We start from the raw sequence: 12,107 nt of genomic DNA, 5'->3' as shown, positions 1-12,107 counted from the left end.
TAGATGCCTACTCTAGCTGGCAATCTCTTGTTTCATCTGTAGAAAAAATTCTTAAAGAATTTGGAGATAATTATGTAATTAATTTTGCTTAACTACTTAGCAGTACAGCACCTGGGCGACGTTCGCCCCTTTACTCATACCCACCAAAAATTCCAAAAACTGAGCAACCAATCAAAAAATCAACGCCAACAGTCAAAAATTGAGCAAACAGAAGGTTCAAACCCTGATGGTGCCGTACTCTTTACAAAGGATAAAAAAGGACAGCAAAGCACTGAAAATGTTGCTGCTGTTTTTTTAAATCTTTTTGAAGAAAAAGAAAATTTAGCCAAGGCAAATATAAAACCAAAAAATGTAGAACCAAAAGTTGCTACTCAAGTCCAGACCAAAACCAGTCAGTCAAATAAAAATTTACAAGAAAAATTAGAAATTTTGGATGAGAATAAATATTCCGCTCCAACAACTGAATGTCTGAAAACTAATTCAGATAAGATTCAAGCGATCGACGATGCGACAATACCTTGCAGTTCAGAACAAACAGGTTTGACCTCTGAACCCCCGCAAAAACTACCCACAAAACTCGACAGCCTCGACGATCAAAGAATCTCTGGCGCCGAACCAACAATAACCAACAAAGCTGTCCAGTTAAATCCCGAAACATCTTCCTTTGCTAATCCTCAAGTCCCTAAAATTGCCGAACCAGTCGTAATGCCCAATTCCAAAGCAACTGAAATTGCCGACCCTGATGTAACTGAAATTGTCGAAGCGGTTGCGATTGCTAACTCCGAAGCAACTGAAATTGTCGAAGTGGTTGCAATTTCCACTTCTGAAGCGATTGCAATTGCCAACCCTGATGTAACTGAAATTGTCCAAGCCGTTGCAATTGTCAATTCCGAAGCAACTGAAATTGTCGAAGTGGTTGCAATTTCCACTTCTGAAGCGGTTGTAATTGCCAATCCTGATGTAACTGAAATTGTCCAAGCCGTTGCAATTGTCAATTCCGAAATGACTGAAATTGCCGACCCTAATGCAATTGCTAACTCTGAAGCGGTTGCAATTACCAACCCCGATGCGACTCAGATAGTCGAGATAGTTATGCAAGCCACAGGAGGGATGAATCCCGAATTGAGAGTTTGCGTCTTGCAGTACAACTTAGAGGAAATCCAAGCAGCCATAAACCTGCTGCAAATCAGAAGCCAAACAAAGCAAATATCTAACCCTTCAGGATGGATCGTTGACTGTTTGCGAGGTCGTTGGTGGGAACAAACTAACGGTTTTCCAAACTCGAACCCAGCAAATGTTGTTTCGTCTCCAGCTTCAACAGGCTCCTCTCCAGTTCCAAAAAATTCTCCTTCTGCACATACAACAAGAATAACTGAGGATTATATTGACCCTCAGTATATGCCATTAAAAACTCACCAAAAGTTATTCAAACAGTTCCAAGAACTAGGCGAAGAAGCTTTCGCATCGCTAGGTATTCAACAGCAAATTTACTTGCAGTGGATACAGCGATTTCCTCAGCAAGCAAAGCAAATTCTGAGCAAATTGTCTACTACTTAGGAACGAAAATTTAATAATCTCAGCACCTGCTGGAGGGAGAGCCTCCGGACGGCTTTACCAGGCTCTTCCGGGTAACAAGCAACAAGCAAATTGCTTAAGTTATTTCATTGCCATTCCTTAGCTATTTATAGCCTTGTTCAGAAATATCAGGTACTCATGGGCATAGGGCATAGGACTCCGTGGGTATACCTCACTTTTTTGATAAAGGCCATACCTCAATACGGTTTACTTAACGCTTTTTTAGGAATTTCATCTGACGATTTTCTAGACAATACAGACATTTTTTACAAGTCAGATTCTTCTTAAGTAAACGGTATTGGGCCATAGCTTAGTTGTGAAGAAAGTGATTATCCAACCTATCTAGATAGCTTTTAATCCTTTACACAACTTTTTCGGCGTTGCTCGATCGGGGTATGAAAATAGATAACTTAAAAATTCAGCTATATTGACTGACTCGCTTGCTTCATTTTTTAATATTGAGTCGTTCATACCGTTGCAGCAGTAACGCCCTTTTTCCCACAGTTCAATTAGCAACAAAATTAAAGGAGAATACCAGACATGGCAGTCAGTTTAGTTGACAAAATTATGCCGAGCAATATTGATGCAGAGGAAGCAGTTTTAGGCGGAATTCTGATCGATCCAATTGCCATTAAAAGAGTCGCAAATATTCTACATCCCGAAGCATTGGCAATTACAGTTCACCAACATATTTATCGGGCCGCTTTAGCGCTGCACTCTAAGGATCAGCCCACAGATTTGATGAACATCACTACCTTCCTCGACAACCACAACCTGCTGGAAGTAGTAGGAGGTCTAACCAAACTGGCAATGCTTGTAGACCGGACTGTTTCAGCCGTCAACATCGACCAATATGCTTGGCTAGTCGTGGACAAGTTTGTCCGGCGCGAACTTATCAAAGCTGGTAATGACATCGTACAGCTTGGCTACGAAACTTCCAGCGAATTAGGTGCGATACTAAATAAAGTCGAGGAAAAGATTTTTGCCCTCAATAAGTACAAAGAAGAGCGACAAAAAGCTATTCAGCCTCTCTCGGAATACTGCGGGGAGCTTTGGCGATATCTAGATGAAATTGAGGAAGAGCGCTTGAAGACTGCTAACTACTTTCCTGAAATCAGCACAGGGTTTTACGACCTCGACGACCTACTGGGAGGGGGATTTTACCGAGGTGAATTGATTGTCATAGGAGGTCGCCCCGGCAGCGGCAAAACAGCTTTGGCTTGTGCCCTTGGCTACAACATTGCTTCCCTTCCCACGAACGGTCGAGTTTTGATGTTTTCGATGGAAATGCCAGGTCGGGACTTGGCAGCGCGACTAATAGCACTTGAGAGTGGGGTGTCGGTGAAAGATATCAGGAAAGTTAACCTAGCTGGTAAGTACGAAGTGCTAGCTTCGGCTTTAGGGAAAGTTAGCGATGCTGATTTTTGGATAGACGAAAGTTTGGAACCATCTCCTTTGGAGATTCGTTCCAGAGTTAGGGAGTTTGTTTGTGAGCGCGGCCCCTTGGGTTTGGTAATTGTTGATTACTTGCAACTGATGGTGAATTCGGCGGATGAAAATGTTGTCAATAAAATCAGCGAAATTACCCGACAGATGAAGATTTTGGCTCGCGAGGTAGATGTACCTGTTTTGTTGCTTTCTCAGCTTAATCGGGGGGTAGAAGCTCGCACAAATAAACGTCCAAGTTTATCGGATTTGCGTGGCTCTGGTGGAATTGAACAGGATGCGGATGTTGTCCTTGGGGTTTACAGGGACGATTATTATAATCCTGATTCTCCCGATCGGGGAACGGCTGAAATTATTGCGTTGAAAGGACGGAATAGCGGGACGGGAACGGTTAAGTTGCTGTTTGATGCGGAATGCTGTCGGTTTCGGAATATCTATAAACTTGGGCAATTGGCAAGGTGACACAGCCTTTGGACTGACATTCAGCAGCCTAATCTGTACTTCCTTGAAAATTGTTAGACTGGGCTTTTTTCTTGTTGGTGCAAAGATTCGGCTTCTTCACGAAGTTGGGCAAGCGCTTCTTCGGATAAGTTTTCAAGCATTGAATTTAGCTACTTTTTATTACTATTTTCGGTACAATTGGTGACGAGAGATTGTGTCGGCATCAAGCGAGGATTCGCGTTGTAAAAAATTTTCAAATAGCTGAAAAAATGTATCAAGCGCTTGGGATTCATCTTCTGAATAAAAAAGGATAATTCGCGCCCAAGATTGAGTAGATGGCTGGTTAAATTGCTTTTCTATCCAGTCTTGAAATTCGGCAAATTCTTGTTCCTGTTCAGTAACAGGAATTGCGAGTTGGCGACAGGCAAAAGTGTAACCATCTAAAAAAGCTTGCAGACTAAAAATAGAACGCTTGCCAAGATAAAGGGCGGGTCTAGCTTTAATTTTATCTAAAAGCTGATAAAAATTGTTGTCTGCTGTAATTGAGGGTGTAGCTTGAGGATTTTTCCAGGCATATTCTTTGAGAGAGGGGTGTTCTGAGGGTTTTTCTCCTTGGTTAAATTCTGCAAGGAGTTCAAAAAAGTAATTGAAGGCTTCTCTATCATTGATGCAGAAAAGTTGAATGATGTTTGCCCAAGAGTTAACGGTTTTGACTTTTAATTTTTTCTGAATCCAAGGTTGAAAGTCTCGATAAAACTCCTGTTCTTCTGAAGTGATTGAGATGCGTAAATCTCGCTTTGCTATTTTGTAGCCATTTAAAAACATGAACAGGTGAGGCAGGGAAGTTTGCCCTAAATATTGGGTGGGTTGGTTTTTAATTTCTGCTAGAATGTCATAGAGTTGAGTCATTTGATTGACCTTCATTTGGGTTAAAAGTTGTACTATCAAATTATGAAAAGCTAAGAATGTTCCTTCGGCGAGTGTGGAAGTAGTTTACTTAGAATTTTGGGCGATCGCATTTTGCTTCAAGACAGCTTCAATTTCCGTTAACTTCTGACGCAAAACCTCCTGTAATTCCACAAGTTGCTCAACTTCAGACTCCTCCAATACCTGTGGTGACAGCTTCTTCAAATTCCCAGCAGCCAGTTTAACCTGCTTGAGTTGCCGAGCAGATGCTGGAAACTTAGCGAGATTAGAACTGATAATTTCCTTCACCAATTTACGAGTTTGAGCAGCCGACAATTTCTCGGTACAAACTTGGTTAGTTGCCTTCACTCGAATGGACTCCGCCTCTTCTGGTAAAACTCCCAAATTCTTAGCAGAGAGTTTAGAGAGAGCCATAGCATGAACCCCTTTGAGCCCGCTCCGAATCGCCAGTTTTAGATCCGCCGCAATTGACAGCATGGGAAAAATATTGGCATCAATTGAAGCCGGATTGAGTTGCAAATCCAGTAAACCTTCCATTACAGTTCGCTCTTGCTCATCTAAGTCTAAAACCTCCAAACCTTGTCGTTGTTCTTCAGGCGTTGCCCTCACCAACTCAGAAACCAAATTCATGCGCTTTTGCACGTTCAACCGTCGCACAGCAGTCGAGAGAATGCGGGGGATATTTGCAGGCTCTAAGTCAGAAGAAGCAGTTAACTCGCGGACAATCGCCTCAGCTTTGTCTAGGGGGTTGAGGTCTTCTCTATGCAGAGAGGTAAGTAGCGCCTTGCGATGCAGAGATGCTGGCTCTGGAATAATAACAGCTTCCAGAGCTGGCCAGCCCAGATTTTTAGCACTACGCCAGCGTCGCTCTCCATCGAAGATTACTAACTCTCCCCGCTGAATTAAGATGATGGGTTCTAGCTGCCCGTCGCTAGTAAGGGAGCGCGACATTGATTCGATACTAGAAGGCAAAAATGTCTGCCTGGGTTGTTCGGGGTTAGGCAGAATTTGGTCGAGGGGAACGGAGAGAACCCCTCCTGCAACTTGCAATTGCTCTCGCAGAGCAGCTAGCTGCGCTTCAAGTTCGGCAGCACCGGACTTTCGCAGCTCTTCAACTTCGGTTCTTAATTTTTGGATTTCTTCCTCTGCCTCGGATAGCTGCATGGATTGCTTGGCTGCTGAAAAGTAACTGGTCAAGTCGGGAGTTTTACGGGTGGCCATAATGATTTAAGATTTTTGATCGGGAGTGAACAAAAGAAAGTTTGCTTTATTTACAGAAGCAATTGACAGTCGAAAATAGAACTAGGCTTAGGACTTACGCTACATGAGTCGATTTTTATACTATCCATAGTAGTAATGTCCCGGCAGTAGTAATGTGCCTGCTGCGTACCCTATGAAACCCATTTGAGTTCTATTCATTTGCCAGCCGTTTGAGCATCAGCCCCGATTGAGTTTGGCTGTGGCATGGGACAGTGTTCAGAATTTTTGACCAAACTTTTACGTCATTTTATCCAAGCATTCGACCGTTATCTTCCTCCATTGAGTCGGCACTGGGACAAATCCAGATTTATAGCATTCGTCAGGAGTCAGGAGTCATATCAAATCTGTTGGCATCGGAATTATTCGTCTCTTTCTTCCCTTTCTCTTTATCCTCTGCGTTCTCTGCGGTTTAATTATTCCGATACAACCGGAATTGATATCAGGAGTCAAGAGTCAGGACTCAGGGGTAAAATGCTTGCATATCAAAGGTTTCAGCAATCATTAATATCCGCCCCTGCCCAAACGGTTGCTATACCTTGGGCGGTTGTTTCGGCCTTGGCCGACTTGCGATAGAGCCTGTGCGTAAGTCCTGCTACTTCTTCTTTTTGGTCTTTTGGTTGTCTGCTGAAGTAACTTTATCTGGCATCAAACTGGCTACGTGCTTGACAATTTCCTTAAAGTCGCCCAACGCAGGATGAAGCGGGCGATAAATGTGTAAAGGCAATCCCTGCCCGCAGGCGTTGATAAATTCTGCACTGTCCCGAATCGCGGGGAAAGTGCGGATATTCATCTGCTCTAATTGAGCCGGCAAGGACTCTAAAAGTTGTCGGTGGGTGGCTCGTTTTGCATCATATTGGTTAGGTACAAATCCGAGAATTTCTGGCTGGGGCTTGAGGCGCAGGTGCTTGCAATGGTGGTAGTACCATTCCAATAAGTGAGCTGCGCCCTGAATTGATTTTGGTTCGAGCTGCACCGGCACTGCTATGTGAGTGGCGGCAGCTAGGGCCATTAGGGGCAAAGGGCCTAACGTGGCGGGGCAATCAAAGATTATCAGGTCGTGTTCTAGGGGATAGTCGGTCAGGCAATCGCTCAGAAGGTAAGCGCCACGTTTGTGCAAAACTAACTCGTCTGCTGTTTGTGTCAGCGTCATTCCACCCTGACAAACTGTTACATTATTGGTGTGGGAAGTCCAGCTAGGAGTGAGGGGCCAAGAGCCATTGAAGCCGTCTCGGAGTACGGCGGACAGCGTGTGTTCTGGTTCTGGTGGCATCAGCCCGCAAAAAAGGGTCTGCGAGCCTTGGGGATCTAGATCCATGATGGCTACCTGGAAACCTCTCAAACCCAGTTCGTAGGCGAGGTGGACTGAAAGTGTGGTTTTGCCGCTGCCCCCAGCATTGCTGATGACTGCTAATCGAATTTGCATGGTGTTAAATTGAGGTAAATGATTTAAAGATTGTAGAGCGATCTGGTAAGTCATATATCGATATATGAGAAAATTTGCGATAACCAGATTCAAATACTATTCAGATGTGGGTTTTAGCCCAGTTCGCTTGGGATAAGAGCAATCTGACTTGCTTTCACAGCCTGTATCTGCCATAAATTCGCGAAATTAAATTCATCTGAAAAGTTTAACTACCCGTATTTGGTTTTAGCCGATCGACCTCAAAAGCGAATTAGAGACGAAATTGAGATGATACTCTTATCGCAGTTTCATAGACTTTTTCTGACATTAACGACATCAATGAGAAAAAGCCCCAACATTTTTATGTAGCAGAAGCACGGCTCGGCTTAAAAACCTAGGACTTGAGCTTGCTGTTGGGAGAGAACGATGTGTGTGAAACAGGTGTTGCCATAGCGAAATCTCAACTAGGCATAGGGCAACTATCCGGCGATCGTCTTGAGTTAGAGTTCAGCGATCGTTTTTGCTTCGGCTTAAAGTTCTAAGTTCGCATTTTTCTGCTTCGCAAGTCGATCGTACACTGTGTCTTGCAACAAATTAGAGAAGTCAGCCAACTGTTGCAACTCGGTCTTTGCAAGTTTTGCGATCGATCGTGTAAAATCCGTGCGTGAGGTTTGTAAATTAAACCCGTGTTGGTTTTTGATTTCTATGCAGCCGTTTTGAACTCGGAACTGCCACTCTGAGCCTATGACCTCGTTGGTTTTTAGCTCGGCCTGCAAACAATTCGCCAGAACGAAGCAGCAGCCGGCTAACTGGGAGAGGAGAGCAACTTTTTCTTCTTCTGCAATCAATGCTGCTTTTTCAGCAACCAGTTCTTTCTCCACTTGTTCCCTATATTTTTGAGCGAGGATAGCTTTTTCTCGTTCGAGTTCTTGTTGTGTTACAGTCCTTTGCCGTTCTGCAAGCATTTGGTTGAGCGCGTCAGAACCGGGCTGTAGAAAAGCAATTGACCTAGACCTGTAATTGGTGGCAGTTTCTTCTGGTTCTGGTGAGGGAAGCCATAAGTTTAAATCTAATACAGTTTCTTGGGAGTTGACAGCAGTGTAATACTGTCGGATTTTTTGATGCCGTGCCGGCGAGAATTTGATGCCACGTTCGATGCCCAAGTGGGCAACGGCGGCGGCATAGCTGTCTTGAAGTTTGCTCAAGCCGCTTCTTGTCCCTCCAAACTCCGTACTCCTGTAGCTCAGTTTTCCTTCATTGTTGATAGGCACCCAGAGACAGTGGATGTGGGGAGTGGCTTCATCAAGGTGCAAACTGGTTTGAAGGATGTTGCTCCCTATGTGTTCTTCAAGCCAGTTAGTTGAAGCTTCTGTCCATAGAACCAATTGCTTTTGCTGCCAGTACCCGTAGTTTTCCGGGCAAGAGGGTCTGAAGTAGCTGGGGGAAGCCCCCAGGAGGATGTCTCCGGCAATTACTGCATCTTTTCTGATTTTTTGAGAGCCAATTTTTACTTGCGCTAGTTCTATGACTGCTTCGGGCGAAGTCTGACCTTGCAGGATTTCAACAGTCTTGTTTTCGTCAGCATTTGGTACGACAGTGGTTCGGCTGTTATGTCTGGCCGCTGTTCTCAAACATTCGATCGATTTAAGTTTTCCAACTCTCAAAACGGCCTGTGGTGTATGAAACATGGCGGTGTCCTGACCTTCCAAGTTTTGCTCGCTTTCTTATGCTTTTGACAATCCCTGGTTAAAGGATGCCTTCAAGGTCGATCGTTTTTATGGTGGTGTCCTGGTTCCCAAGTTTTGCTTTTGACTTATAGCGTTTCAAGCTCTCATATGAGGTATGCCGAGGTATGCTGCAACCCTTATAGTATCAAGCTTTCGATCGCAAAATGGGCACCTCACTTTTTAGAGAAAGGCTATATGCTTTTGAGAATCCCTGTTAGAGGATGCCTTCAAGGTCAATTGTTTTTTGGGTGTTGCTTGCATATTGTAGGTGGGGCGAACTCGAACCAGAGAAGTCCTCAGAGTCGATCGTAACAAGCATCATAGTCGCTCCTGACTTAAAGCCACAAAAATAATTGCGATCGCCAACAGCAAGCCGAACACGCTTATTGGTTACAACTGGCTTGCTTAGACTGATTTACCTCGGTTTTTCGGTTTTCCATTTGCGTCGGAAAAAACAGAGATTTTGATACCCCCAAGTATTCGGTAATTGAGATAGTGAAAAATGGTGCCATGCGGAGTAAGTAAAGACGCGCAAGTTTTGCATCCATGCCCCCCTGTAGCATTGGTCTGTATCTGGGTTTTGGGCAAGGTTTGCTTGCTATTAAATGCAAGTTTTTACGTTCTAAAAACCCCTGTAATCCTTGTCATGTATGAATTTTTAATAAATAGACTAAAATGGATCTAAGTGTGACGTTAATAGACAAAAGTATAACGTTCGCAGAGCAAAATGAGATGAAAGTGTACGAAAATAGACGAACTGCGAACGAATGTTGTCACGTCAAGTTTGGTGTGGTTTTAGTATTTATCAGTCAAGTTTGGTTGCAGTTTGGTATCGCTCGATCGTAGTAAACCCGAATTTGGTTGCTGCTACGAATCGGTATCATTAAGCACATTTTTTTAAAAATATTGTGCAAATTGTCGATCGAAAAACCGTAGTTTATTGTGATACCCGCCGATTCCCTTATTTTCAAGCAAGCAGCTTTTCAAGTTCGCCTATAACTAAACGTTGTTCTCTCACCCGACCGACTCGAATAGCGTCAATCAAGCTGAGTAAGGCATAAAGTTTTGGATCGTTCTTGGCAGCTTGGGGGACTGAACGGTACAGAGGCGCGATCGCCTGCCCTCTCACGATACCCTCAGGGTCGGGCTAGATATAAACCTCAGATGGTGAAACAAACCAGCTTGCTTTGCAAAGGTTCAGCAGAATGTGCCGTTGGCAGTCCCCGCGAGAGGGAACCTGGTTGGGCGTAGAATACGTAGCGCAGCCCGTGAACTAGGAATTCCAACACCGCTTGCTTCAAAATTTTTCGCCCTTGAGCCATACCCGCAATGTCTAGAAATGTAATTGAATAATAATGACGATCGAATAATCGCTGTCGGTGGGAGAGTTCGCCGTTGGTGGACTCTCCCACCGACAGCGATTATCATTCTGGAACCTAGTATTGTCGTAGAAAACTCGGTTTCTGGACGGCGAGGCGTAAGTTTTAGTAAATTTTTGTAACAAATTGTCGCGTCAGCGCATAAAATCTCGATCGACACCCTGATAGATATACAGGGAACTCGTTTTCTATGCAAACAAGCAATGCCAACCCAACCATCGACTCTGAGGTGCAAGTGAAAAAATTAAAAAAAATGTTTGAACAAACTTCCTCTTGCGGGTTTGTTCAAAGTTGTCTGTCGCTGACTGCTTTTACTTTATTGGGATTTACCGCAGTTGAACCAGTCAGCGCCGCCAGTATCCATACAGGTTTTTCCTCCTATGCCATTACAGACCTCGGCCCCGGCAACACTTACAGTATCAACAATCTCGGACAAGTGGTAATGGGTAAAAATGGTGTGGGTTGGATTTGGGAAAACGGTCAATTGACTGAAGTTACCGACAGCACTTGGGCTTACCAAATCAACACTTCCGGTCAAGTTGTGGGCCGCTATCTCAGCGATAATTGGACGGATAATGCCTATTTGTGGGAAAACGGTCAAAGGACAGACCTCGGTTATTTTGGCGGCATTAGTAGTAGCGCTAGTGACATCAATGATGTTGGGCAAATAGTTGGTAAGTTTAACATTGCTCAAGATAAATTTAACCCCTTTTTATGGCAAAACGGTACAATGACCGATCTCGGTACTCTTGGTTTCAATGGTGGGGCTATGAGTATCAATAACAAAGGGCAAGTAGTTGGTTATTCCGGTCTTGTTTTCGGCATAACTCATGCTTTCCTGTGGGAAAACGGCAGGATGAGGGACTTGGGAACTCTGGACGGACACAACGACAGTATTGCTTACGATATCAACGATTTGGGACAGGCGATCGGCTATTCTGCAGATAAGAACACTCAGCAAAGTAAACCTGTTATCTGGTCAAACGGTAAACTTACAGAACTCAAAACTCTCGGTGGCAATGTCAATTACGGGGTTGCAATTAATAATAAAGGACAAGCAGTCGGTTTTGGTAACACAAGTGTCAATGGCAGCCTCAGTCACGGTTTAATCTGGGAAGACGGGGAAATGGCTAACCTTAACAGTTTGATTCCTGCTGATTCTGGGTGGTTTTTACAGCAAATCAGCGGCATTAACGATCGCGGTCAAATTGTCGGTCAAGGGATTAACAGCAAGACTGGTGCAAATCATGCTTTTCTGCTCGATCCCATCAGCGGTAGTTCTCAGCGTAATCCTGTATTACCCGATCGTTTTGAGGATGGTTGGCATATTTTTAATAATGTAGCAAATCGCCTGTGGTTTGACCCGCCAACCTCGGCGGGTTTTGCGTTCAAAATCGGCGAGGATATTGTTGGGTCAAGTCCGATCGCATTTAATCCCAAGCCAACCGAACCATCGCTATTTACGAAAATTCTCAGTTTGCCCAGCGGTATTGATGCTGACGAACTTTTTTCTATCGCAGTTGGCGGTCAAGAAATCGGTAAATTCAAGCCTAATGAAATAGTGGATTTTGTGGCTTTGCTCGGTTACGGCGTATCGGAGTTTAGCGTACTCGGTATCGATGCACCAATCGAGCCGACTAACCCTCTAGCATTCCCAATAAAATTAGAATCAAATCGGGATAAGTTCTCGTTTAAAATGCGGGCGATCGATGGTGCTGAACCTGTTCCCGAGCCTTCAGAAATTGGAGGGATAGTAACTGCGGCTGCAATTTTCGGCTGCTTGTTGTGGAAACGCAAAGGCAGCGATCGAAAAGTGCAAGTTAAGTAATCTCTTGTGCGGGCGATCGATTATATTTAGGGCTTGCTGAAAAAGTCAGAAAACAGCATTTAGAAAGATGAGTGAATTTGAGCTGGCATCGGCAATATAAGTTTTGTCAATCTTGTGATGGC

Annotated in this window: 8 protein-coding genes; 3 read left to right on the top strand and 5 right to left on the bottom strand. The window is 44.1% G+C overall.

Features of this window, described 5'->3' with window-relative positions:
* The first annotated feature begins 84 nt into the window (after window positions 1–84).
* Window positions 85–1,557, top strand: coding sequence for a hypothetical protein (locus JGK39_RS29310; RefSeq protein WP_293298441.1), 1,473 nt, complete (start codon window positions 85–87; stop codon window positions 1,555–1,557).
* Between the two features lie 558 nt (window positions 1,558–2,115).
* Complete coding sequence (gene dnaB / locus JGK39_RS29305; protein WP_293298438.1) at window positions 2,116–3,483, top strand: replicative DNA helicase; 1,368 nt, start codon at window positions 2,116–2,118, stop codon at window positions 3,481–3,483.
* 162 nt (window positions 3,484–3,645) lie between these two features.
* Here the strand turns inward: dnaB and JGK39_RS29300 are convergent, their stop codons facing one another.
* From JGK39_RS29300 to JGK39_RS29280, 5 genes are all read right to left on the bottom strand, one after another.
* Complete coding sequence (locus JGK39_RS29300) at window positions 3,646–4,371, bottom strand: hypothetical protein (protein WP_293260372.1); 726 nt, start codon at window positions 4,369–4,371, stop codon at window positions 3,646–3,648.
* 84 nt (window positions 4,372–4,455) lie between these two features.
* Window positions 4,456–5,610, bottom strand: coding sequence for a ParB/RepB/Spo0J family partition protein (locus tag JGK39_RS29295; protein ID WP_293260369.1), 1,155 nt, complete (start codon window positions 5,608–5,610; stop codon window positions 4,456–4,458).
* Window positions 5,611–6,241: 631 nt separating this feature from the next.
* Window positions 6,242–7,072 carry a ParA family protein gene (locus tag JGK39_RS29290; RefSeq protein ID WP_293260366.1) on the bottom strand — a complete coding sequence of 277 codons (831 nt, stop codon included), beginning with the start codon at window positions 7,070–7,072 and terminating at the stop codon, window positions 6,242–6,244.
* A gap of 509 nt (window positions 7,073–7,581) precedes the next feature.
* Entirely contained in the window at window positions 7,582–8,739 is a 1,158-nt protein-coding gene (gene mobV / locus JGK39_RS29285) for a MobV family relaxase (protein ID WP_293260363.1), read from the bottom strand.
* 1,199 nt (window positions 8,740–9,938) lie between these two features.
* Window positions 9,939–10,190 carry a hypothetical protein gene (locus JGK39_RS29280; protein WP_293298436.1) on the bottom strand — a complete coding sequence of 84 codons (252 nt, stop codon included), beginning with the start codon at window positions 10,188–10,190 and terminating at the stop codon, window positions 9,939–9,941.
* A gap of 157 nt (window positions 10,191–10,347) precedes the next feature.
* Here JGK39_RS29280 and JGK39_RS29275 point away from each other — a divergent pair, with 157 nt between their 5' ends.
* A complete protein-coding gene (locus JGK39_RS29275; protein WP_293298434.1) occupies window positions 10,348–11,985 on the top strand; it encodes a hypothetical protein in 1,638 nt (545 codons plus the stop codon).
* The last annotated feature ends 122 nt before the right edge of the window (window positions 11,986–12,107 follow it).

This window comes from Microcoleus sp. PH2017_12_PCY_D_A, from assembly GCF_020738565.1.
Taxonomy (GTDB): Bacteria; Cyanobacteriota; Cyanobacteriia; order Cyanobacteriales; family Microcoleaceae; genus Microcoleus.
The sequence above is the reverse complement of the archived record's forward strand: the minus strand, read 5'-3'. Positions and strand labels throughout refer to the sequence as shown.

Coding starts and splice junctions, on each gene's coding strand:
- dnaB (WP_293298438.1), top strand. CDS start 2,116: ATGGCAGTCAGTTTAGTTGACAAAATTATGCCGAGCAATATTGATGCA.
- JGK39_RS29300 (WP_293260372.1), bottom strand. CDS start 4,371: ATGACTCAACTCTATGACATTCTAGCAGAAATTAAAAACCAACCCACC.
- JGK39_RS29295 (WP_293260369.1), bottom strand. CDS start 5,610: ATGGCCACCCGTAAAACTCCCGACTTGACCAGTTACTTTTCAGCAGCC.
- JGK39_RS29290 (WP_293260366.1), bottom strand. CDS start 7,072: ATGCAAATTCGATTAGCAGTCATCAGCAATGCTGGGGGCAGCGGCAAA.
- mobV (WP_293260363.1), bottom strand. CDS start 8,739: ATGTTTCATACACCACAGGCCGTTTTGAGAGTTGGAAAACTTAAATCG.
- JGK39_RS29275 (WP_293298434.1), top strand. CDS start 10,348: ATGCAAACAAGCAATGCCAACCCAACCATCGACTCTGAGGTGCAAGTG.